This is a genomic window from Pseudomonas sp. UBA5666, from assembly GCF_002420785.1.
In the GTDB taxonomy this organism is placed as follows: Bacteria; Pseudomonadota; Gammaproteobacteria; order Pseudomonadales; family Pseudomonadaceae; genus Aquipseudomonas; species Aquipseudomonas fulva.
In genome coordinates this window covers 107,994-133,253 of sequence record NZ_DIIQ01000006.1, presented here as the reverse complement: position 1 = coordinate 133,253, position 25,260 = coordinate 107,994, and the positions used below count along the sequence as shown (strand labels likewise).

Genomic DNA, 25,260 nt, shown 5'->3' with positions numbered 1-25,260 from the left:
CGGGTCTCCCCCCCCTGCGCGCCCTGCCTGCCAGTCGGTGCTAATCGACGCTGACGCCGGAAAACTCGTTGCGCCCGAACGGGCTGACCTTGAACCCAGACACTCGGGTGCTCAGGGGCTGATTGACAGTGGAGTGGGCCACTGGCGTGATCGGCACCTGCTGCTTGAGCCGCTGCTGGGCTTGCTGATAGAGCGTGGTGCGCTGAGCTTGGTCGGTAACCTGCTTGGCTTGCTTGACCAGGCTGTCGTACTGCGGGTCGCACCATTGCGAATAGTTGTTGCTGCCAATGGCGTCGCAGCTGTACAGCGTACCCAGCCAGTTGTCGGGGTCGCCGTTGTCACCGGTCCAGCCGATCAGCGCCACATCGTGCTCGCCGCTCTTGAGGCGCTTGATGTATTCGCCCCATTCGTAGCTGACGATGCGCACCTTCAAGCCCAGCTTGCTCCAATCGGCCTGGAGCATTTCGGCCATCAGCTTGGCGTTGGGGTTGTAGGGGCGTTGCACCGGCATGGCCCACAGAGTGATTTCGGTGCCAGGCTTGACCCCGGCCTGTTCGAGCAGCTGGCGGGCTTTTTCCGGGTCGTGCGGTGCATCGGTGATGCTAGTGTCGTAGGACCACTGGGTGGGCGGCATGGCGTTGACCGCCCGTTGTCCTGCGCCTGGTAGACCGCCTGCAGGATGGCCTGCTTGTTGACTGCCATGTCCATGGCCTGGCGCACCTCAAGCCGATCGAATGGCGGGTGCTGGGTGTTGTAGGCGATATAGCCCAGGTTGAACCCTGCTTGCTGCAAGACCTGCACGTTCGTGTCCTGCTTGAGCCCTGGCAGGTCGGCCGGCCGCGGATGCAGGGTGACCTGGCACTCGTTGCGGCGCAGTTTCTGGATGCGCACCGACGGATCGACATTGATCGAGAACACCAGGTTGTCGTGCTTCACCTGCTCGGGCGCCCAGTAGGCACGGTTGGCCTTGTAGCGGATCTGCGAGTCTTTCTGGTAGCGCTGGAACACGAACGGGCCGGTGCCTATCGGTTGCTGGTTGATGTCGCTAGGGCGGCCGGTTTTAAGCAACTGCTCGGCGTATTCGGCGGACAGGATCGAGGCAAAGCTCATGGCCAGGTTCTGGATGAACGCGGCGTCTACGGTGTGCAGCGTGAACACCACGGTGAACGGGTCGGTCTTTTCGACGCCTGCGATGTTCTTGTCCAGGCCCATGCTGACGAAGTAGGGAAACTCGGTGGGGTAGGCCTTGCGAAACGGGTGCTGCCTGTCGAGCATGCGGTTGAAGGTGAACAGCACGTCGTCTGCGTTGAAGGGCCGGCTGGGGGTGAAGGCCTTGTTGCTGTGAAAGCTCACGCCTTCGCGCAGGTGAAAGGTGTAGCGCAGGCCGTCCTCGGTGACTTCCCAGCGGGTGGCCAGGGCAGGGTGTACCGCCGTGCCGCCGCGCTCGAACTCCACCAGGCGGTTATAGATCGGCTGGGCCGCGTCATTGTCGGTGGCGGTGGTGTATTGGGCCGTATCGAAACCGGCCGGGCTGCCTTCGGAGCAGAACACCAAGTTGTTGGCCATCACGGCTGGCGTCTGGCCGACCAGGGCCAGGGCGAGCAGTGTAGAAAGTCGGGTCACGTGGCGCATGCTAAGTCCTTTTGGGTGCTGGGCCGGCTCCGGGCACGAATCGCGGCAACAGTTCGCCTGTCCCGCACGCTTGGCAGCGGGACGACTGGGTATGAATGGGGTGGGTCAGGCGCCCGTCAGGCGGGCGCAGCCCTCAGGCTATTTGTCGACGCTGACGCCGTAGAACGCGTTGAGGGCAAATGGACTGATCTTGAAGTCCTTCACCTTGGCACTCATGGGCTGGTAGACGGTGGAGTGGGCGATCGGGGTGATCGGCACCTGCTCCTTGAGGATGTGCTGGGCTTTCTGATAAAGCTCGGTGCGCTTGGCCTGGTCGGAGGTGGCCTTGGCCTGCTTGATCAGGTCATCGTAGGGCTTGTAGCACCACTTGGAGAAGTTGTTGCCGTCGATGGCGTCGCAGCCATACAAGGTGCCCAGCCAGTTGTCAGGGTCGCCATTGTCCCCGCTCCAGCCAATGAGCATGGCGCCTTGTTCGCCCGCCTTGGAGCGCTTGATGTACTCGCCCCACTCATAGCTGACGATCTTGGCCTTGATGCCGATCTTGGCCCAGTCTGCCTGGAGCATCTCGGCCATCAGTTTGGCGTTGGGGTTGTACGGCCGCTGGACCGGCATGGCCCACAGGGTGATTTCAGTGCCGTCCTTGATGCCGGCTTCCTTGAGCAACTGGCGGGCCTTGTCGGGGTCGTGGGGAGCGTCCTTGATGCTGCTGTCATACGACCACTGGGTCGGCGGCATGGCATTGACCGCCAGCTGGCCCGCCCCCTGGTACACCGACTCGATGATTTTCTGCTTGTCCACGGCCATGTCCAGCGCCTGGCGCACCTTGAGCTGGGCCATGGGGTTGGGCTGGTTGCTGCCCTTGACCTGGTCCATCACGTTGTAGGCGATGTAGCCCAGGTTGAAGCCCGCTTGCTGGGGCATCTGCAGCTTGGAGTCCTGCTTGAGCGGCGCGATATCGGCCGGACGCGGGAACAGCGTGACCTGGCACTCGTTCTTCTTGAGTTTCTGCATGCGCACCGAAGCATCGGTGGTGATGGCGAAGATCAGGTTGTCGATCTTCACGTCCTCGGGTTTCCAGTAGTCCTTGTTGCCCTTGAAGCGGATCTGCGCGTCCTTCTGGTACTTGCTGAACACGAACGGGCCAGTGCCGATCGGCTTCTGGTTGATGTCGGCGGCCTTGCCGTTCTTGAGCAACTGGTCGGCGTACTCGGCGGACTGGATGGACGCGAAGCTCATGGCCAGGTTCTGGATGAAGGCGGCGTCGACGTCGTTGAGGGTGAACTTGACCGTGTGCTCGTCCAGTTTCTCGATCCCGGCGATGTTCTTGTCCATGCCCATATCAGTGAAGTACGGGAACTCGGTGGGGTAGGCCTTGCGGAATGGATGGTCCTTGTCGAGCATGCGGTTGAACGTGAACAGCACGTCGTCTACATTGAACGGGCGGGTGGGCTTGAAGTAGTCGGTGGTGTGGAACTTCACGCCTTCGCGCAGGTGGAAGGTGTAGGTCTTGCCATCTTCCGCGACCTCCCAGCGCGTTGCCAGCCCCGGGATGACCGCAGTGCCGCCCCGCTCGAACTGAGTCAACCGGTTGAAGACCGTTTCGGCCGAGGCGTCGAAATCGGTACCGGTGGTGTATTGCCCCGGGTCGAAACCGGCCGGGCTGCCTTCTGAACAGAACACCAGGTTCGAAGCGGCGAAGGCCGACGGCGCGCCAGTGAGCAAACCTGCGCCTAGCAGGAACGGAATGACTGCATGTTTGAGCATGTTGGCCTCATTGTTGTCATTGTTCAGAGAGGGCGGCCTCGTGAGCCGACCTGCGGATACTTATGCAGGGGTGGGCCCAATGCAATATGCACAAGGTTAGTCGGGACTTGAAAAGTGGCACGGCAGTACATGAATGTCGCATCGATGTAACTTTTGGCGGAGTTAAACGTTTGCGAGGGCAGAATGGTGGCTTTTTGCTGAATATTACTGATTGGATGAGGATGTCGGGAAAGGCTTAAGAGGGTGTAGGAAATCTCTTAAAATGCAGGCCTTCCTTCAGGGCAGGGTGAAAAGCCCTGACGGGGCAGTCAAGGCGCCAGGGCATCAGTTGCTGGTCAGGGGCTGGCCTGGGGCCTGCCCCTGCCACCTCGCCGTCAAGGCATCTGCACTTCGATCAAGCCATCGGCGTTCATGCTCACTTCGCTGGTGCCCGCCTCGATGTCCGGCGCTGGCGCAGCTTCGTCTGCTGCCATGGCCTTCATCGCCATCGGTGCACTGCGCAGGTAAGGCCGTGGATAGCCGCTGCTGTTCAGGTTGAGGCTGACCACCTTGTAACCACTGCCGCCCAGGGCTTCGGTGGCCAATTGGGCGCGCGCCTTGAATGCGTCGACGGCTTCCTTGAGCAGCGCGTCTTCGCTGGACTTGCGGGTTGCCGGTGCGATGGAGAAGTCCATGCCGCCCATTTTCAGGTCTTGCAGCAGCTCGGCGGTGAGCTGTGAAAGCGCCGGGAAGTCCGCGCTTTCGAGCCGCAGCTCGGCACGCTCGCGCCAGCCGGTGATTTTCTGGCCTTTGGTGTCGTACACCGGGTAGCTGTTGCGGCTGCCCTGGCTGATCTTGACGTCCTTGACCTGGCGCGACTGCTGCACAGCCTTGTTCATGGTCTCGGTGATCTGCTTGGCAAGCTTGCCCGGGTCGGTGTTCTGCGCTTCGCTGTAGAGGGTCACGACCATCAGGTCGCGTGCCACTTCCTTGCTCACTTCGGCGCGCAGTGACACCTGATTGAAGCGCGGCTCATCGGCGGCCAGCGCTGGCAAGCTGGCCAGCAAACCGCAGGACAAGAGAAGGGCAGCGCCGCGACGTTGGATTAGCATAAGGTGCTCCTTGGCAGATGAAAGCGTGGGGTGTGGCCATCCATTCCACGCATGGCCCATCAGACCGGGAACAGTGTAGTGGGTTCAGCGCTGGCCCCATGAAGCTGTGACAAAGTGTGGCGCTTTGCCGCATCACTGCAGCAGCATGCCCCGCTTCGGTATACTCCAGCCGATTTTCTGGAGCACTCATCAGGAGAGCTCATGCTCGCCGCCGCACAACCGCTGTCCGCTACGCGCCAGAACCTCTGGCGACTGACCGTTATTCGCGTCCTGGTTTTGGCCGCCCAGGCCGGCTCGGTCGGCGTGGCCTACTGGACCGAGCTGCTGCCACTGCCCTGGCTGTCGCTGGCCGGCACCCTGGCCTTGTCCTCGCTGCTGTGCGCCTTCACGGCGCTGCGCCTGCGCCTGTCGCTGCCGGTCACCGAACTCGAATATGCCCTGCAACTGGCGTGCGACCTGTTGATACACAGCGCTCTGCTGTACTACTCCGGCGGCTCGACCAACCCTTTCGTGTCCTACTACCTGGTGCCGCTGGCGATCGCGGCGGTGACGCTGCCCTGGCTGTATTCGCTGATTCTGTCGGGCATCGCGCTGACGGCCTACAGCCTGCTGCTGGTGCAGTTCTACCCGCTTGAGGGCCTGCCGCTGGCACGGGACAAGATGCAGGTCTACGGCATGTGGCTGAGCATTGCGCTGGCCGCGGCGGTGATCACCTTCTTTGCCGCGCGCATGGCCGAGGAGCTTCGGCGCCAGGAACACCTGCGCTCGGAGCGGCGCGAAGAAAGCCTGCGCGATGAGCAATTGCTGGCCGTGGCCACCCAGGCGGCGGGCGCGGCCCACGAGCTGGGTACGCCGCTGGCGACGATGAGCGTGTTGCTCAACGAGATGCGCCAGGACCATACTGATCCGCTGCTGCAGGAAGACCTGCAGATTCTTCAGGACCAGGTCAAACTGTGCAAAGAAACACTGCAACAGCTGGTTCGCGCCGCCGAGGCCAATCGCCGCCTGGCCATTGTCGAGCAGGAGGTCACCGTCTGGCTCGACGAGGCCCTCAACCGCTGGCACCTCATGCGCCCGGAAGCCAGTTACCGCTTCCAGCGCCTGCGTGATGGGCTCGTCCCTCGGTTGACGCCGCCGCCTGACCTGACCCAGGCACTGCTCAACTTGTTGAACAACGCCGCCGACGCCTGTCCTGATGACCTGGAGGTGCGCCTGGACTGGGATCACCAGGACATCGTCATCAGCATTCGCGACCATGGCCCTGGCGTACCGCCGGCCATCGCCGAGGCCATTGGCAAACCTTTCATTACCACCAAGGGCAAGGGCTTCGGCCTGGGCCTGTTCCTGAGCAAGGCCAGCGTCACCCGTGCGGGTGGCTCAGTGAAACTCTATAGTCATGAACAAGGTGGCACCCTGACCGAATTGCGCCTGCCCTATGGCACGCGAGGAGAAGCATGATGAGTGAAGAAACCCAGGTTGAAACCGAAGAGCTGCCGCACCTGCTGTTGGTGGACGACGATGCTACCTTCACCCGGGTGATGGCCCGGGCCATGAGCCGCAGGGGCTTTCGGGTAAGCACCGCCAGCTCGGCAGAAGAAGGTTTGATCCTGGCCCAGCAAGACCTGCCGGACTACGCCACGCTCGACCTGAAAATGGAAGGGGATTCGGGCCTGGTGCTGCTGCCCAAGCTGCTGGAGCTGGACCCGGAAATGCGGGTCGTCATCCTGACCGGGTACTCGAGCATCGCCACGGCCGTGGAAGCGGTCAAGCGCGGCGCCTGCAACTACCTGTGCAAACCGGCTGACGCTGACGACGTGCTGGCGGCCCTGTTGTCCGAGCATACCGACCTGGACACCCTGGTGCCGGAAAACCCCATGTCCGTGGACCGTCTGCAATGGGAACACATCCAGCGCGTGCTGAACGAGCACGAGGGCAACATCTCGGCGACCGCACGCGCGCTAGGCATGCACCGCCGGACACTGCAGCGCAAATTGCAGAAGCGGCCAGTTCGGCGCTGAATCGTGCTGTAGGCGCGGCCTGTTGCCGCGAGGTAGCGGCCCCGACAACATGCGCTGCGCAGCTGACACCTGGGGCTGCTGCGCAGCCCATCGCGGCCGGTCCAGTGCCCCGGCAGGGCACGGTTGCGCTCCCATCACCGCACAATGCCCGCAAATCCTGGCCGTTGGCGTATCATTAGCCCCCTAACGGCAACCCCCTTTCAGGATCGTGCGCCCATGCTTGCCCTTCTCATCCAGACGCTGAACATCACGGCGCCCGTTTTCGCCATGCTGTTTCTGGGCGTGTTGCTTCGCCGTATCCACCTGATCGACGACAACTTCAACAAGGTCGCTTCGCAACTGGTGTTCAACGTCTGCATGCCGGCCTTGCTGTTTCTGGGCATCTATCATGCCGACCTGGCGGCGGCGGTCCGGCCAGGGATCATGATCTATTTCACGGTGGCCACCCTGGCCGGATTTGCCATCGCCTGGGGCATGGCCGTCTGGCGCAGCCCGTGGGCCGACCGTGGTATCTACACCCAAGGCGCCTTTCGCGGCAACAACGGGGTGATTGGCCTGGCGCTGGCCGCAAGCTTGTACGGCGACTATGGCATCTCACTGGGTGCGGTACTGGCTGGGTTGGTGATCCTGTTGTACAACTCGTTGTCTGCCATCGTGCTGGCGGTCTACAGCCCCGACCTGAAGTCCGACCCGTGGAGCATCCTCAAAAGCATCCTGAAAAATCCACTGATTCTCAGCGTGCTGGTCGCCATTCCCATGGCCTACGGCCAGGTCCCTTTGCCGAATTGGCTGCTCACCTCCGGTGACTACCTGGCGCAGATGACCTTACCCCTTGCCCTGATCTGCATTGGCGGCACCCTGTCGCTGACGGCCCTGCGCGACAGCGGCAGGTTGGCCGTGGACGCCAGCCTGGTGAAAATGGCCTGGCTGCCACTCGTTGGGACCCTGGGTGCGTGGCTTTGTGGTTTTCGCGGGGCCGAACTGGGCATCCTGTTTCTCTACATCGGCAGCCCCACCGCAGCGGCCAGCTACGTGATGGCGCGTGCGGCCAACGGCAACCATGAACTGGCCGCGTCAATCATCGTGATTACCACGCTGATGGCCGCGATCACCACCAACATTGGTATTTTCATCTTGCAGTGGGGCGGATGGATCTAGATCCTTGACTGCAAACAACAGCATTGCCTCACTGAGCGAAAGGACACTTCATGCAAGACCAGAGCACGCCCGAGCGGTTACAGCGCGGGCTGAAGAATCGTCACATCCAGCTGATCGCGCTCGGCGGCGCCATCGGCACGGGGTTGTTCCTGGGCATTGCCCAGACCATCCAGCTGGCCGGCCCCTCCGTTTTGCTGGGCTATGCCATTGCTGGCCTAATGGCGTTCCTGATCATGCGCCAGCTCGGGGAAATGGTCGTCGAAGAGCCGGTGGCCGGTAGCTTCAGCCATTTTGCCCACCAGTACTGGAGCGAGTTCGCAGGCTTCGTGTCTGGCTGGAACTACTGGGTGGTCTACGTGTTGGTCGGCATGGCCGAGCTGACGGCGGTGGGTATCTATGTCCAGTACTGGTGGCCTGACTTTCCAACCTGGGCCACGGCCGCGATCTTCTTTGTGGTGATCAACCTGATCAACCTCACCCAGGTGAAGGTCTATGGCGAGATGGAGTTCTGGTTCGCCTTGGTAAAAGTCGTGGCCATCGTCAGCATGATAGGTTTCGGCGCCTGGTTGCTCAGCACCGGTAACGGCGGCCCGGACGCCAGCGTGGCCAACCTGTGGCAATACGGCGGGTTCTTCCCCAATGGCGTGAGCGGCCTGGTCATGGCCCTGGCCGTGATCATGTTTTCGTTCGGTGGCCTGGAACTGGTAGGCATCACGGCCGCCGAAGCCGACAATCCGCGCCAGAGCATTCCCAAGGCCACCAACCAGGTGGTCTACCGGATCCTGATCTTCTACATCGGCGCGCTGGCGGTGCTGCTTTCGTTGTACCCCTGGCAGAAGGTGGTACAAGGCGGCAGTCCATTTGTGATGATCTTCCATGAGCTGGACAGCGACCTGGTCGCGACCATCCTCAACATCGTGGTCCTGACAGCGGCGCTGTCGGTCTACAACAGCTGCGTGTACGCCAACAGTCGCATGCTGTTCGGCCTGGCTAGCCAAGGTGACGCCCCGCGTCAACTGCTGAAGGTCAGCCGCAGCGGTGTACCCCTGGCAGCTTTAGGCATTTCTGCCCTGGCCACGGGCCTGTGTGTGGTGATCAACTACCTGATGCCCGGCGAAGCCTTTGGCCTGCTGATGGCACTGGCGGTGTCGGCGCTGGTGATCAACTGGGCCAGCATCAGCATCACCCACCTCAAGTTCCGCAAGGCCAAGCGCGCGGCAGGGGTACAGCCGTTCTACCAGAGCCTGGGCCATCCGTTCACCAACTACCTGTGCCTGGCCTTCATCGTGCTTATCCTGGTGGTGATGTACCTGACGCCGCCCATTCGCATCTCGGTGATGCTGATCCCCGGCTGGATCCTGCTGCTCTGGGTAGCCTTCAAATTGAAGAAGGCCCGTCAGGCCAGCCGCTGATCTGACTTGGGGTGCTCAATGCTGGCGGCGCCAGGCGCGCACCGTGGTGTACACCAAGACAACCGCCAGCACGGGCAATACGTAGAGCAGCATCAGGCGCTCCAGGCGCCCGGCCAGGGGCATGCCCATGGTGAACGCGGCGATGTGCAGGCCGTAGGCCAGGTACAGGCACAGGAACACCAGCCCTTCGGCCCGGGTGATGCGATAGCCTGAATAGAACACCGGCAAGCTCAACGCGGCCACACCCAGCATGACGGGCAGGTCGAAATCCAGCGCATTGGGCGAAATCGACAGGGGCTCGGGGGTCACCACGGCGGTCAGGCCCAATACGCCCAACAGGTTGAACAGGTTGCTGCCGATCACCGTGCCCACGGCGATCTCGCGTTCACCGCGCAAGGCAGCGATCAGGGCTGCTGCCAGTTCCGGCAACGACGTGCAGATGGCGACCACCGTAAGGCCGATGACGCGCTCGGACAGGCCCAGGTCAGTGGCCACTTCCACGGCAGCGTCGAGCAGCAGATGACCGGCCAGGCTCAGCAGGGCCAGGCCTGCCATCACCAACAGTAACGTCCCGCACCAGAAGCGTGCCGGGCTTTGTGGCACCGATGGCGGGGCAGGGTAGGTGCGTGCGTAGTGACGGGACTGGTGCCAGAGCATGGCCAGGTAACCCACCAGCCCCATCAGCAGCAATACGCCTTCAACGCGGCCCAGATAGCCATTGGCAGCCAACCCGTAGACCAGGGCGCTGGCCAGGATCATCAGCGGAATATCCAGGCGTACCAGCTGGCGAGACACGCGAAGGGGAATGACCAGCGCTGCCAGGCCAAGAATGGCCAGCACATTGAAGATGTTGCTGCCGATGACGCTGCCCACGGCAACGTCCGGTGCGCCTTGGTAGGCGGCCTGCAGGCTGAGGGTCAACTGGGGGGCAGTGCTGCCGAATGCCACCAGGCTCAGCCCGATGATCAGCGGCCGCACGTGGAGGCGTTGCGCCAGGCGCAGTGCAGCCCGTACCAGCAGTTCGGCGCCTGCGACCAGCAGCAGCAAAGCGATGCCCAGCTGCAGCAGGCTGAACGTGGGGAGGGTGGCCAGATCGAAAATGGTAAAGCTCCTGGTCGTCAGTCACTAAGACCTTGTACTCGCACGCGCGCCGTTCCGCTACGCACCATGCCGATTTTTTCAGCGGCAGCCCGAGACAGGTCGATCAGCCGGCTGCGGGCGTGCGGGCCGCGGTCGTTGATGCGGACCACCACGCTGCGCCGATTGGCCAGGTTGGTCACCAGCACCCGGCTGCCGCACGGCAGGTTGCGATGAGCCGCCGTCAGGCCATGCTGATTGAACGCCTCGCCGCTGGCGGTGCGTTTGCCGTGATGGCGGGCGCCGTAGTAGGAGGCAGTACCCGTGCGGTCATAACCTCGCGGGTCGATGTCATGGCTGGCGCAGCCTGCCAGACAGGAAAAGAGGGCCAAGCTGGCCAAAGAACGTTTGAACATACAGGTACTCCGGTGCGCCGGGGCATTTGGCCGGGCGCGGGACAAGCCGAGGTGGACCTGTGTCCTGGTCAACCTCGGCTGGTCTGTCAGCGAGGGCGAGCCCCCGCTGAAGGGTGCGGTCAGCCTTCGAGCTTGGCCTTGAGCAGCTGATTCACCTGCCCAGGGTTGGCCTTGCCCTTGGAAGCTTTCATGGCTTGGCCGACGAAGAAACCGAACATTTTGCCGCGCTTGGCCTCGTCGGCGGCGCGGTACTGTTCGACCTGTTCGGCGTTGGCCGCCAACACCTCGTCGAGCATCGACTCGATGGCGCCGCTGTCGGTGACCTGCTTGAGGCCGCGGCTTTCGATGATGGTGTCGGCGTCGCCTTCACCTGCCGCCATGGCCTCGAACACGGTCTTGGCGATCTTGCCGCTGATGGTGTTGTCGCGGATGCGCACCAGCATGCCGCCCAGTTGCGCGGCGGTGACCGGGGCCTGGTCAATCTCGATGCCCAGCTTGTTGAGCAGGCTGCCCAGCTCGACCATGACCCAGTTGGCGGCCATTTTGGCGTCGCCCCCGAGCTTGACCACCTCCTCGAAGTAGTCGGCCTGTTCACGGCTCGATGCCAAAACGTTGGCATCGTATGCCGACAGTCCGTACTGGCTCTGGAAGCGCTCGACTTTCTGGGTGGGCAGTTCCGGCAAGCCGGCGCGCACGGTTTCCAGGAAGCTGTCCTCGATGACCACCGGCAGCAGGTCCGGGTCGGGGAAGTAACGGTAGTCGTTGGCTTCCTCCTTGCTGCGCATGGAGCGGGTCTCGTCCTTGTTCGGATCGTACAGGCGCGTTTCCTGAACCACCTTGCCGCCGTCCTCGATCAAGTCGATCTGGCGCTGGATCTCGCTGTTGATCGCGCGCTCGATGAAGCGGAACGAGTTGACGTTCTTGATCTCGCAGCGAGTGCCGAACTCGGTCTGGCCCTTGGGCCGGATCGACACGTTGCAGTCGCAGCGCAGTGATCCTTCGGCCATGTTGCCGTCGCAGATGCCCAGGTAGCGCACCAGCGCATGGATGGCCTTGACATAGGCCACCGCTTCCTTGGCGCTGCGCATGTCGGGCTCGGACACGATTTCCAGCAGCGGGGTGCCGGCACGGTTCAGGTCGATGCCGGTGGAGCCGCTGAAATCTTCGTGCAGGCTCTTGCCCGCATCTTCTTCCAGGTGGGCACGGGTCACGCCGATGCGCTTGATGGTGCCGTCTTCCAGCGCGATGTCCAGGTGGCCCTTGCCCACAATCGGCAGGTCCATCTGGCTGATCTGATAGCCCTTGGGCAGGTCGGGGTAGAAGTAGTTCTTGCGCGCGAACACGTTGCGCTTGCCGATCTCGGCATCGATGGCCAGGCCGAACATGCACGCCATGCGCACCGCTTCCTGGTTCAGGACCGGCAGCACACCTGGCATGCCCAGGTCGACTAGGCTCGCCTGGGTGTTGGGTTCCGAGCCAAACGTGGTGGCACTACCGGAAAAGATTTTCGACTGGGTGGCGAGCTGAGAGTGAATTTCCAGCCCGATCACAACTTCCCATTGCATGTGTCTGTTCCTCAGAAGCCGTTAGGGGCGCGGGTGTGCCAGTCGGTCACCTGCTGGTAGCGATGGGCTACGTTGAGCAGGCGGCCTTCCTGGAAGTAAGGCGCCAGCAACTGCACGCCTACCGGCAGGCCATCGACGAAGCCGGCTGGCATCGACAGGCCTGGCAGGCCCGCGAGGTTGGCCGTGATGGTGTAGACGTCCTCGAGGTAGGCGGCGACCGGATCGCTGCTCTTGGCGCCCAGTTTCCAGGCCGGGTTGGGCGTGGTCGGGCCGAGAATCAGGTCGACATCCTTGAAGGCAGCCATGAAGTCGTTCTTGATCAGGCGGCGAATTTGCTGGGCCTTCACGTAGTACGCGTCATAGTAGCCCGCCGACAGGGCGTAGGTACCGACCATGATCCGGCGCTGCACTTCGGCGCCGAAGCCTTCGCCGCGGGAACGCTTGTACAGGTCGGTCAGGTCCTTGGGCGCCTCGCAGCGATGACCGAAGCGAACACCGTCGAAACGCGACAGGTTCGAGGACGCTTCTGCCGGAGCGATCACGTAGTACGCCGGGATGGCGTGTTGCATGTTCGGCAGGCTGATTTCCTTGACCACCGCGCCGAGCTTTTCCAGCTCCTTGACGCTGGCCTGCACGAGGTCGGCGATGCGCGGGTCCAGGCCAGCCCCGAAGTACTCTTTCGGCAGACCGATACGCAACCCTTGCAGCGAATCACCCAGGGTGGCGCTGTAGTCGGGAACCGGCTCCTCGATGCTGGTCGAATCCTTGGCGTCGAAGCCGGCCATGCCTTGCAGCAGCAGCGCGCAGTCCTCGGCCGTGCGGGCCAGGGGGCCGCCCTGGTCCAGGCTCGAGGCATAGGCGATCATGCCCCAGCGCGAGACGCGGCCATAGGTGGGCTTGAGGCCGGTGAGGTTGGTCAGTGCGGCCGGCTGACGGATCGAGCCGCCGGTGTCGGTGCCGGTGGTCACCGGCAGCAGGCGCGCTGCCACGGCAGCGGCCGAGCCGCCCGACGAGCCACCGGGTACGTGCTCGAGATTCCAGGGGTTTTTCACCGCGCCGTAGTGGCTCGATTCGTTGGCCGAGCCCATGGCGAACTCGTCCATGTTGGTCTTGCCCAGCGTGACCATGCCAGCTTCGGCGAGCTTGGCCACCACGGTGGCGTCATAGGGCGCCTTGAAGGTGTCGAGCATCTTCGACGCGCAGCTGGTGCGCACGCCCTGGGTGCAGAACAGGTCCTTGTGGGCAATGGGCGCGCCCAGCAACGCCCCGCCTTCGCCAGCGGCGCGGCGGGCATCGGCAGCACGTGCCTGGCCCAGGGCCAGCTCGTCGGTCACGGTGATGAAGCTGTTGAGCTGTGGGTCGAGCTGCTTGATACGGGCCAGCAGGGCGCCGGTCAGCTCTTCGGAGGAAAACGACTTGTCGGCGAGTCCGCGGGCGATCTCGGCCAGGGTCAATTGATGCATGGCAGGCTCTATCCCTTACTCGATGACTTTCGGAACCAGGTACAGACCGTTTTCGGTCTGTGGGGCGACGGCCTGATAGGCGTCACGCTGGTTGTGCTCGGTGACCTGGTCGGGGCGCAGGCGCTGGCTGGCCTCAAGGGGGTGAGCCAGGGGTTCGATGCCGGCGGTGTCCACCGCTTGCATCTGGTCGACCAACCCGAGGATGCTGTTCAAGGCGTCGGTAATGCGTGGCAGTTCGCCATCATTTAGGCCCAGTCGGGCCAGATGGGCGATCTTTTCCACGTCGCAGCGTTCAAGCGCCATGGGGATCTCCAGAAGGATAGAAAGAACGGATTCAGTGTCCGCAATGAGGAACATGTCAGCTTTTTGGCGGTCCAATAGCCGCGATCATCGGCTGGCATGCTCGGAAAAACAGCCAATTTAACATATTGGCTCCTTGCCCAAAATCCCTGCCATTGTTAGAGTTTGCCGCACTTTTTTACCCACGCTTTCCCCAGGGTCACTTTCCCATGTTCAAGAAACTGCGTGGCATGTTTTCCAGCGATCTGTCCATCGACCTGGGTACTGCCAACACCCTAATTTACGTGCGTGAGCGCGGTATCGTCCTGAATGAGCCCTCGGTTGTTGCCATCCGTACCCATGGCAATCAGAAAAGCGTCGTCGCCGTCGGTACCGAAGCCAAACGCATGCTGGGCCGTACGCCTGGCAACATCGCAGCCATTCGTCCGATGAAGGACGGCGTGATCGCCGACTTCAGCGTCTGCGAAAAAATGTTGCAATACTTTATCAACAAGGTTCATGAGAACAGCTTCCTGCAGCCCAGCCCTCGAGTGCTGATCTGCGTGCCGTGCAAGTCCACCCAGGTTGAGCGCCGCGCCATTCGCGAGTCGGCCCTGGGAGCAGGTGCCCGCGAAGTGTTCCTGATCGAAGAACCCATGGCGGCCGCCATCGGTGCCGGCCTGCCGGTCGAAGAGGCCCGTGGCTCCATGGTCGTCGACATCGGCGGTGGTACCACCGAAATCGCGTTGATCTCGCTCAACGGGGTGGTCTATGCCGAATCGGTGCGTGTCGGTGGTGACCGCTTCGACGAAGCCATCGTGACCTACGTGCGCCGTAACTACGGCAGCCTGATCGGCGAATCCACCGCCGAGCGCATCAAGCAGGAAATCGGTACTGCCTACCCGGGCGGTGAAGTGCGCGAAGTCGACGTTCGCGGCCGTAACCTTGCCGAAGGCGTACCGCGTGCGTTCACCCTGAACTCCAACGAAGTGCTCGAAGCGCTGCAGGAGTCGCTGGCGACCATCGTTCAGGCGGTCAAGAGCGCCCTGGAGCAGTCGCCACCCGAACTGGCTTCCGACATCGCCGAACGTGGCCTGGTGTTGACCGGCGGCGGCGCACTGCTGCGTGACCTGGACAAGCTGCTGGCCCAGGAAACCGGGCTGCCGGTCATCGTCGCCGAAGACCCGTTGACCTGTGTCGCCCGCGGCGGCGGTCGAGCCCTGGAAATGATGGACAAGCACGCAATGGACCTGCTCTCGAGCGAGTGATTCGTCCTCGCGGCTCGTGAGCCCCGGTTTACAGGTAGCACGCACAGTGCTACCTGTATGTGCTGGCCGGTGCCCGTCCGGGCGCCTCATCCGTCAATTCGTAACCAGGCTGGTGCCTTGTCCCATGTCCAATGACTTCCTGAGTCGTCCACGAGGAACGGCCCATTAAACCGCTTTTCTCCAAGGGCCCGTCGCTGGGCGTTCGCCTGCTCGTCCTGGTGGTGATGTCGGTCGCGTTGATGGTCGTCGACGCGCGCTTTGACCTGCTCAAGCCCGTTCGCAGCCAGATGGGCCTGGTGCTCATGGAATCGTACTGGATCACCGACTTGCCGCAACGCGCCTGGCAAGGGGTGGCGGGCCAGTTCGGCAGCCGCAACGAGCTGATTGCCGAGAACGAGAAACTCAAGACCGAGGCCCTGCTGCTGCAAGGTCGCCTGCAGAAGCTGGCGGCGTTGACCGAGCAGAACGTGCGCCTGCGTGAGCTGCTCAATTCCTCGGCGCTGGTTGACGAAAAGGTCGAAGTTGCCGAATTGATCGGCGTCGATCCCAACCCCTTCACACACCGCATACTGATCAACAAGGGTGAGCGCGATGGCGTGTTTCTCGGTCAACCGGTGCTCGACGCTCGCGGCCTGATGGGGCAGGTGGTCGAACTGATGCCCTATACCTCTCGGGTCTTGCTGCTCACCGATACCACCCACAGCATTCCCGTGCAGGTCAACCGCAACGGTTTGCGCGCCATTGCCAGCGGTGCCGGCAACCCGGAGCGCCTCGAGTTGCGCCACGTGGCCGATACGGCGGACATCAAGGAAGGCGACCTGCTGGTCAGCTCCGGCATGGGCCAACGCTTCCCCGCCGGTTATCCCGTGGCCACCGTCAACGAGGTGATCCACGACTCCGGCCAGCCATTCGCCATTGTGCGCGCCATCCCCACCGCGGCGCTCAACCGTAGCCGTTACATGCTGCTGGTGTTCAGCGACCGGCGTACGCCCGAGCAGCGCGCCACCGATGCCGCGATTGCCCAGGAAGAAGCAGACCGCAAAGGCGAGAGGGTTCCTGCTCAGGGTGCTGGTACGACCGGTCAAGGTGCGCCTGCAAACGGCACTCCCGCAAACGGTACCCCTGCAAACGGCGCGCCTGCCGTAACCCCTGCGCCTGCCACCCAGTCCAGTACGCCCGCCACAGCGCCAGCTGCACAGTCCGCAAGCCCGGCCGCAGCGCCCGCTGCGCCCACTCAATCCCGGAGGCAGTGATGGCCGCATCGCGCCGCAACAATGGTTGGGTCATCTGGCTGACATTTGCCGTTGGCCTGCTGCTCAGTGTCTCGCCCATGCCGCAGTTCATGGAAGTCTTTCGGCCTATGTGGCTGGCGTTGCTGGTGTCGTTCTGGACCTTGAACGTGCCGCACAAGGTCGGCATGGCCACAGCGTTCATGCTTGGCCTGGCCGAGGACGTGCTGTACGGCACCCTGTTGGGGCAGAACGCGTTGATCCTCACCCTGATCACATTCCTGGTGCTGTCGCTGCAACAGCGCCTGCGCATGTTCCCCATGTGGCAGCAAAGCCTGATCATCCTGGTGGTCTTCGGCATTGCACAGTTGCTCCAGCTGTGGCTCAGTGCCTTGACCGGTAATCGCCTGCCTACCCTGGCGCTGGTCTGGTCGGCCGTGATCAGCGCGCTGCTCTGGCCGTGGATCAGCTTTGCCTTGCGCGACCTTCGCCGACGCTTGCACATCAATTGACGGCTTGGTGGCCGCTGACAGGGAGATGTCCGAATGACCCCGCTATACCTGGCTTCCGGCTCTCCACGTCGACGCGAGCTGTTGACGCAGATCGGCGTACGCTTCAGGGTTGCCAGCGCGCCCATCGATGAAACCCCGCTGCCTGGCGAAAGCGCCGAGGTGTATGTGCAGCGCCTGGCCAAAGCCAAGGCTGCAGCGGGTCGTGCCCGTCTCGAACCGGCCGAGACCGCGAACGAGGGCGCTGTGGTGTTGGGCGCTGACACGGCCGTCGTGCTTGACGGCCATATTCTGGGCAAACCCGAGCACCGTGACGACGCCTTGGGCATGCTGGCCCGGTTGTCCGGCCGCGAACACCAGGTATTGACGGCCGTGGCGCTCGATGACGGCACGCGTGTCGAGAGCTTGTGTGTCAGCAGCACCGTCCGCTTTCGCGACATCCACCAGCAGGAAGCGCAGCGCTACTGGGCCAGCGGCGAGCCGGCAGACAAGGCGGGCGGCTATGCGATTCAAGGGCTGGGCGCGGTATTCGTCACCGGGCTGATTGGCAGCTATTCGGCCGTGGTCGGCCTGCCATTGAGCGAAACGGCACAGTTGCTCGAGCGCTTCGGCATCGCTTGCTGGCAACAGGCGGCCTCGGAACCTGAGGTGACGCGCCCGCAGTAGCCAGCACCGTTTGCGCCATCCATCATTAGAACAAGACCCTGGACGAGAACCTGCCATGAGCGAAGAGATCCTGATCAACATCACCCCGATGGAGTCACGCGTGGCGGTGGTGGAAAACGGGGTACTGCAGGAAGTGCACGTCGAGCGCACCCAGCGTCGCGGCATCGTCGGCAATATCTACAAGGGCAAGGTGGTCAGGGTGCTGCCTGGCATGCAGGCGGCGTTCGTGGACATCGGGCTGGAACGGGCAGCGTTCATCCATGCCTCGGAGATTTCGCAGCGCGAAGGCTCGGCCGTGGAAAACATCACCGCCCTGGTCCATGAAGGCCAGGCCCTGGTGGTACAGGTCACCAAAGACCCCATCGGCAGCAAAGGCGCGCGGCTGACCACCCAGTTGTCGATCCCGTCCCGCTACCTGGTCTACATGCCGCGTAGCAGCCACGTGGGCATTTCGCTCAAGATCGAGGACGAGGCCGAGCGTGAACGCCTCAAGCGCGTGGTCAGTGATTGCGTGGACAGCGAGAACATACAAGGCGCTGGCGGCTTCATTCTGCGCACCGCCGCCGAAGGCGCGCGGGTTGAGGAGATCCTGCAGGATATTCGCTACCTGCGGCGGTTGTGGGAGCAGATCGGGGCGCAGATCAAGACCTGTGGCGCACCCCTGGTCATCTACGAAGACCTGGGCCTGGCGCTGCGTACCCTGCGCGACCTGGTCAACCCGAAGATCGAAAAAATCCGCATCGACTCGCGGGAAACCTTCCAGCGCACCACGCAGTTCGTGCAAGAGCTGATGCCTGAAATCGCCGACCGTCTGGAACACTACCCAGGCGAACGGCCCATCTTCGACCTGTACGGTGTCGAGGATGAAATTCAGCGCGCCCTGGATCGCAAGGTACCGTTGAAGTCGGGTGGCTACCTGGTGGTGGATCCGGCCGAGGCGATGACCACCATCGACGTCAACACCGGCGCCTTCGTGGGTCACCGCAACCTGGAAGAAACCATCTTCAAGACCAACCTGGAGGCCGCCACCGCCATTGCCCGGCAACTGCGGCTGCGCAACATCGGCGGCATCATCATCATCGACTTCATCGACATGGAAGACGAAGATCACCAGCGTCAGGTGCTGCGAACGCTGGAAAAACAGCTGGAGCGCGACCACGCCAAGACCAACATCATCGGCATCACCGAGTTGGGCTTGGTGCAGATGACCCGCAAGCGCACCCGGGAGAGCCTTGAGCAGGTGTTGTGCGAACCGTGCCAGGCTTGCCAGGGGCGAGGCAAGCTCAAAACGCCCGAAACCATCTGTTACGAGATCTTTCGCGAAATCCTGCGTGAAGCCCGCGCCTACCAGGCGGAAGGCTATCGCGTGCTGGCCAATCAGAAGGTGGTCGATCGCCTGTTGGACGAAGAGTCTGGCAACGTGGCTGAACTCGAGGCCTTCATCGGGCGAACCATTCGCTTCCAGGTCGAGTCGATGTATTCGCAAGAGCAGTATGACGTGGTGCTGCTCTGAGGCCTGCTGAAACCCGACCCGGTTCGATCGGCATGGCGAAAACGGCACCACGGGCCATTATGCATATACGACCTGGAGGGCCATGGCCATGGGACGTCTAAGCCGCGTTCTGAGTGTCCTGACCCGTTGGGGGCTGGGGGCTTGCGCGTTGCTGGTCATCGCAGTGGCGCTGTACGCCAGCCTTGGCCGGGCCTTGGTGCCGCTGGCGGCCGAGTACCGCAGCACGGTGCAGGCCAAGGTCGCCGGAGCGCTGGGTGTGCCGGTGCACATTGGCGCGCTTCAGGGCCGCTGGAGCAGGCTGTCGCCGGTGCTGACCGTACGCGACCTGCAAATCGGTGAAGGCGGCACGGCCTTGCGGCTCGATGACGTCACCGTGGTGCCGGATGTCTGGGGCAGCCTGGTCGCAGGTGAAGTGCGCCTGGCGCGCATCCAGCTGGCTGGCCTGCAACTGATCGCCCGAGAGGATGAAGCCGGCAAGTGGAAGCTCGAGGGCCTGCCCAAGCAGGACGACGCACCCTTGCAGCCCGAGCAATTGCTCAAGGACCTGCGCCGGCTTGGGCGGGTCGATGTGTTCGACAGCCAAGTTACCCTCCACGCCTGGCAGCGTGATCCGCTGACGCTGACCTATGTCAGCGCAGGCTTGCTGGCGGGGCCCTCGCGGCAATCGTTGGACCTGCGGGCAACCTTGCCAGATGGCCAACCCCTGACGCTGAGCGCGCGCAGCCGCGCTTCGGCCGAAGCCTGGCGTGATGCGCAGGTACAGGGCTATCTCAACCTGCCGCACAGTGACTGGGCACGCTGGTTGCCGCCCCGGCTGTTGGGGCAGTGGCATGCCCAGGTGCTTCAGGCAGGCGGTGAAGCCTGGTTCGACTGGCGCGACCGTCAGTTGCACCAAGGCGCCGTACGCCTGAATGCGCCGCACCTGCAAGGGGCCTATGACACGCGCAAACCGGTCAAGGTAGACAGCCTCGCCCTCAATGCCTGGTTCGAGCGTCAGGATGAGGGCTTCGACGTCATTGTCGACGCGTTGGCGATGGACATTGGCGACACGCATTGGGCCTCGCGGCTGCGGTTGATGCAGCGCAACGGTGCGGCCCCGGCCGATGAAAGCTGGCAGGTGCAGGCCGACCGTGTGGAGCTGACCCCTCTCACGCCGCTGATCCACGCCTTGGCGCCCATGGGCCAGCAAGTGCTGGCGGTGATCGATGGCCTCAATGTCACAGGTGTCCTGCGCAATGTGCACCTGACGGCCCGGCCCAAGGCCGACGGCGATCGCCGGCTGGCGTTCGAAAGCAACCTGGAGCGCGTGGGTTTCGATGCGTATCACGGCGCCCCGGCTGCCGGTAACGTGAGCGGCAGCATCAGCGGCGACCTTGGGCATGGCGAACTGCGCCTGGACACCGACGCTTTCATGCTGCACCTGGATCCGATCTTCGCCAAACCCTGGCACTACCAGAAAGCCAATGCGCGCCTGACCTGGGCACTGGACAAGGAAGGCTTCACCCTGATCGCTCCTTACCTGAAGGTCGTGGGCGAGGAGGGCAACATTGCAGGCGACTTCCTCATCCGCCTGTTGTTCGAGGAAGGGCGTGAAGACTACATGGACCTGCGTGTCGGTCTGACCGACGGCGATGGCCGCTACACCGCCAAGTACTTGCCCGAGGTGTTGAGCCCGGCCTTGGACCAATGGCTGCGCAGCGCCATCGTCAAAGGCAGTGTCGACCAGGGTTACTTCCAGTACCAGGGCTCGCTCAATCACGGTGCCAAGCCCGAAGCTCGCAGCATCAGCCTGTTCTTCAAAGTTCATGATGCCACCCTGGACTTCCAGCCCGGCTGGCCACAGGTACAGCATGTGGACGGCGACGTGTTCATCGAGGACAGCGGTGTGCGCATCAAGGCGCAAAGCGGTGTGCTGCTCGATACCAAGGTCAGCGACGTGAAAGTCGACATTCCACATGTGGAAGGCATGGGTGACAGCCACTTGCACTTGGACGGCAATTTCGAGGGTGGCCTGGTGGACGGGCTCAAGATACTCAAGCAAGCGCCCATTGGCACCAATGAAATCTTTGCAGGATGGGAAGGTGAGGGCCCCCTCAGAGGCAAGGTCAAGCTGGACATCCCGCTGGCCCATGGGCAACAACCTAAGGTGAAGGTGGATTTCGCCACGCGCGATGCACGGCTCAAGATTGCATCGCCCGAGCTGGAACTCACGCGCCTGAAGGGCGACTTCAGCTTCGACTACGACAAGGGCCTCAGTGGCAAGGGCATTTCCCTGCAGGCATTCGGCAAGCCGGTCACTGCACAGATTGCCGCTGTAGGCGAACCGGGACAGATGCAGACCAGAATCAGCGCCAGCGGCCGGGTTTCGCTGCAAGCACTGACCCAATGGCTGCACTTCGACCAGGCACTGCCGGCGTCTGGCGAGCTGCCGTACCAGCTGCAGTTGAGCATTGGCGCACGTGAAAACCTGATTAACGTCGATTCGGACCTCAAAGGCCTGTCGATCGACCTGCCGGCGCCCTTTGGCAAAGCGCCTGCCGACAGTCGGGCTAGCCGTTTCAGCATGAACCTGCAAGGCGCGCAACGGCACATCGACGCCGCCTACACCGATCTTGCCCGGCTAGCCTACGTGGCGCCAGCCGAGCACCTGGACCAGGGCGCTGGTGAGCTGCTGCTTGGTGCTGGTCAAGCGCAGCCTCCTGGCGGTCGCGGCCTGCGTATCCGTGGGCACCTCGATACCCTGGACCTTGAGCCTTGGCAGGCTCAGGCGCAGAAGCTAGGGGGCGACGATCCAGGTGGCAATGCGCGCCAGACACTGCAGAGCGTTGACCTGAGCATCGGGGCCCTGAAGGCGTACGGTACCGAGCTGAACCAGGCGAGGGTGCGTCTGGCACGTGGGTCGGCGGCCTGGGACGTGCGCCTGGACAGTCGGCAGGTGGTGGGCGACGCGCGCGTGCCCGACGCCGAGGGCGCCCCTATCGTGGTGCGGCTGCAAACCTTGCGCCTGCCGGCAGGCAATGCCGACCAGGCGCAGGACGAAGACGGCGCCGACCCGCTGGCGTCGTTCGATCCGCGCAAGGTGCCGCCGCTGGACGTGCGCATCGACACGTTTTACCGCGGTGACGATCTGTACGGCAGCGCTGCGATCAAGCTGCGGCCGACCCGTACCGGTGTGAACGCCAGCGACATCGATCTGAACCTCAAGGGGCTGCGCATCGACGGCGCCGGTGGTTGGGATGGCGCAGGCGGCACGAGCTGGTACAAAGGCCGCGTGCAAGGCAAGCAACTGGGTGACGTGCTCACGGCCTGGGGCTTTGCCCCGACGGTAACCGCCCGGGATTTTCGCATGGACGTAGACGGGCGGTGGCCGGGCTCCCCGGCGGCAATCAGCCTGAAGCGGTTCTCCGGGAGCCTCGATGCAGTGCTGCACAGCGGGCAGTTCGTCGAGGTGGACGGTGGCGCACAAGCGTTGCGTGTATTCGGCTTGCTGAACTTCAACGCCATTGGTCGGCGCTTGCGCCTGGACTTCTCCGACTTGTTCGAAAAGGGCCTGGCCTACGACCGGCTCAAGGGGCTGCTGGTGGCCAGTGAAGGGGTATACGTAACCCGCACGCCGATCAAGGTAACCGGCCCGTCGAGCGATTTCGAACTCGATGGTACCCTGGACATGGTGCGTGAGCGGGTCGCTGCCAACCTGCAGGTCAGCCTGCCGGTCACCAACAACCTTCCCCTGGCAGCGCTGATCGTCGGCGCCCCGGCCGTGGGCGGCGCACTGTTTCTGGTCGACCGGCTGATTGGCGATCGGGTGTCGCGCTTTGCCAGCGTGCATTACCGGGTAGTAGGGCCGTGGAAAGAGCCTAAGATTACCTTTGTGAAACCATTCCAGAAATAGCGCCAGGAGGGTCGATGAAGGCGGCAGTGATCCAGATGGTCAGCCAGGATGATGTGCAGGGTAACCTGCGCCAGGCGAGCAAGCTTCTGGAACAGGCGGCATCAGGTGGCGCCAGGCTGGCCGTGCTGCCGGAGAACTTCGCCGCCATGGGGCGTGCAGACGCCGCGGCGATCGGCCGCGCCGAGGCCCTCGGCGAAGGCCCGATCCTGCCCTGGTTGAAACGCGTGGCTCGTGACCTCAAGTTATGGATTGTCGCAGGCACCATTGCCCTGCCGCCGACCGGTCAGCCCAAGGCCAAGGCACATGCCTGTTCGTTGTTGATCGACGAGCATGGGCAGCAGGTCGCGCGGTATGACAAGTTGCACCTGTTCGATGTGGATGTCGCCGACAATCGTGGCCGCTATCGTGAATCCGATGATTACGCCGCCGGTGCGCAGGTGGTGGTTGCCGATACGCCGGTGGGGCGGTTGGGCCTGAGCGTGTGCTACGACCTGCGCTTTCCCGAGTTGTACAGCCACCTGCGCGCAGCCGGGGCAGAACTGATCAGTGCACCGTCGGCGTTCACGGCGGTGACAGGGGCGGCGCATTGGGACGTGCTGATCCGCGCACGCGCCATCGAAACGCAATGCTACATGCTGGCCGCAGCCCAAGGCGGGCTTCACCCCGGCCAGCGCCAGACTCACGGCCACGCGGCGATCGTCGACCCATGGGGGCGCATCGTGGCGCAACAGGCGCAAGGCGAAGCGGTACTGCTTGCCGAGCGCGACAGTGACGAACAGGCGTCCATTCGGGCGCGCATGCCGGTGATCGATCACCGGCGCTTCTTCTCGCAGGGCGCATTGCGGCCTGCGCACACCTCGGAGTGACTATGAGCCAGATGTTATCCACCGTCAGCGAGCAGCTCCTGGCCCCAGGCGGCTTGACCCTGGACAGCCTGCAAAGTGTGCTGGGTGAATTGGCCGGCCCAGGCATCGACGCCGCCGACCTGTACTTTCAGGGCCAGATTTCGGAAACCTGGGCGCTGGAGGATGGGATTGTCAAAGAAGGCAGCTTCAACCTCGATCAGGGGGTCGGTGTCCGTGCCCAGGCCGGCGAAAAAACCGGCTTTGCCTACAGCAATGCCATCAATCTCGAAGCCTTGACCTCTGCCGCGCGCGCCGCGCGATCGATTTCCCGTGCCGGGCAGAACGGCACGGTTCAGGCATTCCGTGCCCAGGACGTGACCACTCTCTACCCGGCGGATAATCCATTGGACGTGCTCAGCCGTGCCGAGAAGGTCGAGCTGCTCAAGCGTGTCGATGCCGCCACCCGTGCACTGGACCCGCGTATCCAGCAGGTCAGCGTCAGCATGGCCGGCGTCTGGGAGCGGATCCTGGTCGCGGCCGCCGATGGCAGCCTGGCGGCCGACGTACGGCCCCTGGTGCGCTTCAACGTCAGCGTCATCGTCGAGCAGAACGGCCGTCGCGAACGCGGCGGGCAGGGCGGCGGCGGGCGCACCGACTATCGCTTCTTCACCGAGGAGCGGGTGATGGGCTATGCCCGCGAGGCACTGCGCCAGGCGTTGGTGAACCTGGAGGCCGTTGCTGCGCCTGCCGGCACCCTGCCCGTGGTGCTGGGGCCTGGTTGGTCCGGCGTGCTGTTGCACGAGGCGGTTGGCCATGGCCTGGAAGGCGATTTCAACCGCAAGGGCAGTTCGGCATTCAGCGGCCGAATCGGCCAGAAGGTCGCGTCCAGCCTGTGCACCATCGTCGATGATGGCACCTTGGAAGGCCGACGTGGCTCCTTGAGCGTGGACGACGAAGGTACGCCGACCGAGTGCACCACCCTGATCGAAAACGGCGTGCTCAAGGGCTACATGCAGGACAAGCTCAATGCGCGCCTGATGGGCATGGCGGTGACGGGTAACGGCCGACGGGAATCCTATGCCCACTTGCCGATGCCGCGCATGACCAACACTTACATGCGGGCCGGTGAAAGCGACCCGCAGGAGATCATCGCGTCGGTGAAGAAGGGCATCTACTGCGCGAATTTGGGTGGCGGACAGGTGGACATTACCAGCGGCAAGTTCGTGTTTTCGACCAGCGAGGCCTACCTGATCGAGGATGGCAAGATCACCGCCCCGGTCAAAGGCGCGACCTTGATTGGCAATGGCCCGGAGGCGATGAGCCGTGTGTCGATGGTCGGCAACGACCTGTCGCTCGACAGTGGGGTAGGGACATGCGGCAAGGACGGGCAGTCCGTGCCGGTCGGTGTAGGCCAACCGACCTTGAAACTCGATGCGATCACGGTGGGTGGTACCGGGGCGTGA

Annotated in this window: 19 protein-coding genes and 1 pseudogene; 12 read left to right on the top strand and 8 right to left on the bottom strand. The window is 63.2% G+C overall.

All coding sequences use genetic code 11. The annotated features are described in order from the left end of the window. Positions 1 to 40 precede the first annotated feature (40 nt). The 3 genes and pseudogenes from B2Y33_RS04650 to B2Y33_RS04640 all read right to left on the bottom strand — a co-directional run bounded on the left by B2Y33_RS04650 (position 41) and on the right by B2Y33_RS04640 (position 4,487). A pseudogene (locus B2Y33_RS04650) lies at positions 41 to 1,632 on the bottom strand (ABC transporter substrate-binding protein). Between the two features lie 138 nt (positions 1,633 to 1,770). Continuing rightward, entirely contained in the window at positions 1,771 to 3,396 is a 1,626-nt protein-coding gene (locus B2Y33_RS04645) for an ABC transporter substrate-binding protein (protein WP_206405472.1), read from the bottom strand. 374 nt (positions 3,397 to 3,770) lie between these two features. After that, on the bottom strand, positions 3,771 to 4,487 hold the full coding sequence (locus B2Y33_RS04640) for an SIMPL domain-containing protein (protein WP_027913719.1): 717 nt from the start codon (positions 4,485 to 4,487) through the stop codon (positions 3,771 to 3,773). A gap of 201 nt (positions 4,488 to 4,688) precedes the next feature. Between B2Y33_RS04640 and B2Y33_RS04635 the strand changes: the two genes are divergently transcribed. From B2Y33_RS04635 to B2Y33_RS04620, 4 genes are all read left to right on the top strand, one after another. Continuing rightward, entirely contained in the window at positions 4,689 to 5,945 is a 1,257-nt protein-coding gene (locus B2Y33_RS04635) for an ATP-binding protein (RefSeq protein WP_027913720.1), read from the top strand. Then, the gene (locus B2Y33_RS04630) at positions 5,945 to 6,505 is read left to right on the top strand and encodes a response regulator transcription factor (RefSeq protein WP_027913721.1); all 561 of its coding nucleotides are present in this window, start codon (positions 5,945 to 5,947) and stop codon (positions 6,503 to 6,505) included. Before B2Y33_RS04635 ends, B2Y33_RS04630 begins: the two co-directional genes overlap by 1 nt. 216 nt (positions 6,506 to 6,721) lie before the next feature. Beyond that, on the top strand, positions 6,722 to 7,663 hold the full coding sequence (locus tag B2Y33_RS04625) for an AEC family transporter (protein WP_027913722.1): 942 nt from the start codon (positions 6,722 to 6,724) through the stop codon (positions 7,661 to 7,663). 50 nt (positions 7,664 to 7,713) lie between these two features. Next, the gene (locus B2Y33_RS04620) at positions 7,714 to 9,075 is read left to right on the top strand and encodes an amino acid permease (RefSeq protein WP_027913723.1); all 1,362 of its coding nucleotides are present in this window, start codon (positions 7,714 to 7,716) and stop codon (positions 9,073 to 9,075) included. Between the two features lie 15 nt (positions 9,076 to 9,090). On the opposite strand, the gene B2Y33_RS04615 is transcribed toward B2Y33_RS04620, so the two are convergent. The 5 genes from B2Y33_RS04615 to gatC all read right to left on the bottom strand — a co-directional run bounded on the left by B2Y33_RS04615 (position 9,091) and on the right by gatC (position 13,899). Further along, on the bottom strand, positions 9,091 to 10,134 hold the full coding sequence (locus tag B2Y33_RS04615; RefSeq protein WP_028687044.1) for a calcium/sodium antiporter: 1,044 nt from the start codon (positions 10,132 to 10,134) through the stop codon (positions 9,091 to 9,093). Positions 10,135 to 10,193: 59 nt separating this feature from the next. After that, on the bottom strand, positions 10,194 to 10,568 hold the full coding sequence (locus B2Y33_RS04610) for a septal ring lytic transglycosylase RlpA family protein (RefSeq protein ID WP_288632773.1): 375 nt from the start codon (positions 10,566 to 10,568) through the stop codon (positions 10,194 to 10,196). A 119-nt stretch (positions 10,569 to 10,687) separates the two neighbouring features. Next, on the bottom strand, positions 10,688 to 12,133 hold the full coding sequence (gene gatB, locus B2Y33_RS04605) for an Asp-tRNA(Asn)/Glu-tRNA(Gln) amidotransferase subunit GatB (RefSeq protein WP_206405471.1): 1,446 nt from the start codon (positions 12,131 to 12,133) through the stop codon (positions 10,688 to 10,690). Positions 12,134 to 12,144: 11 nt separating this feature from the next. Continuing rightward, positions 12,145 to 13,596, bottom strand: a complete 1,452-nt coding sequence (gene gatA / locus B2Y33_RS04600; RefSeq protein WP_027913726.1) for an Asp-tRNA(Asn)/Glu-tRNA(Gln) amidotransferase subunit GatA — start codon at positions 13,594 to 13,596, stop codon at positions 12,145 to 12,147. A 15-nt stretch (positions 13,597 to 13,611) separates the two neighbouring features. Next, a complete protein-coding gene (gene gatC / locus B2Y33_RS04595; RefSeq protein WP_023533299.1) occupies positions 13,612 to 13,899 on the bottom strand; it encodes an Asp-tRNA(Asn)/Glu-tRNA(Gln) amidotransferase subunit GatC in 288 nt (95 codons plus the stop codon). 206 nt (positions 13,900 to 14,105) lie between these two features. On the opposite strand from gatC, the gene mreB reads away from it, so the two are divergent. The 8 genes from mreB (at position 14,106) to tldD (ending at position 25,260) form a co-directional block, all read left to right on the top strand. Continuing rightward, a complete protein-coding gene (gene mreB / locus B2Y33_RS04590) occupies positions 14,106 to 15,143 on the top strand; it encodes a rod shape-determining protein MreB (RefSeq protein ID WP_003255163.1) in 1,038 nt (345 codons plus the stop codon). A 224-nt stretch (positions 15,144 to 15,367) separates the two neighbouring features. Continuing rightward, a complete protein-coding gene (mreC, locus tag B2Y33_RS04585) occupies positions 15,368 to 16,396 on the top strand; it encodes a rod shape-determining protein MreC (protein WP_376743995.1) in 1,029 nt (342 codons plus the stop codon). Then, entirely contained in the window at positions 16,396 to 16,884 is a 489-nt protein-coding gene (mreD, locus tag B2Y33_RS04580; protein ID WP_027913729.1) for a rod shape-determining protein MreD, read from the top strand. Before mreC ends, mreD begins: the two co-directional genes overlap by 1 nt. Positions 16,885 to 16,917: 33 nt before the next feature. Continuing rightward, the gene (locus B2Y33_RS04575) at positions 16,918 to 17,547 is read left to right on the top strand and encodes a Maf family protein (RefSeq protein ID WP_027913730.1); all 630 of its coding nucleotides are present in this window, start codon (positions 16,918 to 16,920) and stop codon (positions 17,545 to 17,547) included. A 55-nt stretch (positions 17,548 to 17,602) separates the two neighbouring features. Continuing rightward, a complete protein-coding gene (gene rng, locus B2Y33_RS04570; RefSeq protein ID WP_027913731.1) occupies positions 17,603 to 19,060 on the top strand; it encodes a ribonuclease G in 1,458 nt (485 codons plus the stop codon). 82 nt (positions 19,061 to 19,142) lie between these two features. After that, positions 19,143 to 22,952 (top strand): YhdP family protein, encoded by a 3,810-nt coding sequence (locus B2Y33_RS04565; protein ID WP_206405470.1) that lies wholly within the window; start codon positions 19,143 to 19,145, stop codon positions 22,950 to 22,952. 14 nt (positions 22,953 to 22,966) lie between these two features. Further along, a complete protein-coding gene (locus B2Y33_RS04560; RefSeq protein WP_110606872.1) occupies positions 22,967 to 23,818 on the top strand; it encodes a carbon-nitrogen hydrolase family protein in 852 nt (283 codons plus the stop codon). Positions 23,819 to 23,820: 2 nt separating this feature from the next. Beyond that, positions 23,821 to 25,260 (top strand): metalloprotease TldD, encoded by a 1,440-nt coding sequence (tldD, locus tag B2Y33_RS04555; protein WP_028687050.1) that lies wholly within the window; start codon positions 23,821 to 23,823, stop codon positions 25,258 to 25,260.

Coding starts and splice junctions, on each gene's coding strand:
- B2Y33_RS04645 (WP_206405472.1), bottom strand. CDS start 3,396: ATGCTCAAACATGCAGTCATTCCGTTCCTGCTAGGCGCAGGTTTGCTC.
- B2Y33_RS04640 (WP_027913719.1), bottom strand. CDS start 4,487: ATGCTAATCCAACGTCGCGGCGCTGCCCTTCTCTTGTCCTGCGGTTTG.
- mreD (WP_027913729.1), top strand. CDS start 16,396: ATGGCCGCATCGCGCCGCAACAATGGTTGGGTCATCTGGCTGACATTT.
- B2Y33_RS04635 (WP_027913720.1), top strand. CDS start 4,689: ATGCTCGCCGCCGCACAACCGCTGTCCGCTACGCGCCAGAACCTCTGG.
- B2Y33_RS04575 (WP_027913730.1), top strand. CDS start 16,918: ATGACCCCGCTATACCTGGCTTCCGGCTCTCCACGTCGACGCGAGCTG.
- B2Y33_RS04610 (WP_288632773.1), bottom strand. CDS start 10,568: ATGTTCAAACGTTCTTTGGCCAGCTTGGCCCTCTTTTCCTGTCTGGCA.
- B2Y33_RS04625 (WP_027913722.1), top strand. CDS start 6,722: ATGCTTGCCCTTCTCATCCAGACGCTGAACATCACGGCGCCCGTTTTC.
- gatC (WP_023533299.1), bottom strand. CDS start 13,899: ATGGCGCTTGAACGCTGCGACGTGGAAAAGATCGCCCATCTGGCCCGA.
- gatB (WP_206405471.1), bottom strand. CDS start 12,133: ATGCAATGGGAAGTTGTGATCGGGCTGGAAATTCACTCTCAGCTCGCC.
- B2Y33_RS04565 (WP_206405470.1), top strand. CDS start 19,143: ATGGCCATGGGACGTCTAAGCCGCGTTCTGAGTGTCCTGACCCGTTGG.
- B2Y33_RS04630 (WP_027913721.1), top strand. CDS start 5,945: ATGAGTGAAGAAACCCAGGTTGAAACCGAAGAGCTGCCGCACCTGCTG.
- B2Y33_RS04560 (WP_110606872.1), top strand. CDS start 22,967: ATGAAGGCGGCAGTGATCCAGATGGTCAGCCAGGATGATGTGCAGGGT.
- rng (WP_027913731.1), top strand. CDS start 17,603: ATGAGCGAAGAGATCCTGATCAACATCACCCCGATGGAGTCACGCGTG.
- B2Y33_RS04620 (WP_027913723.1), top strand. CDS start 7,714: ATGCAAGACCAGAGCACGCCCGAGCGGTTACAGCGCGGGCTGAAGAAT.
- mreC (WP_376743995.1), top strand. CDS start 15,368: ATGTCGGTCGCGTTGATGGTCGTCGACGCGCGCTTTGACCTGCTCAAG.
- mreB (WP_003255163.1), top strand. CDS start 14,106: ATGTTCAAGAAACTGCGTGGCATGTTTTCCAGCGATCTGTCCATCGAC.
- gatA (WP_027913726.1), bottom strand. CDS start 13,596: ATGCATCAATTGACCCTGGCCGAGATCGCCCGCGGACTCGCCGACAAG.
- tldD (WP_028687050.1), top strand. CDS start 23,821: ATGAGCCAGATGTTATCCACCGTCAGCGAGCAGCTCCTGGCCCCAGGC.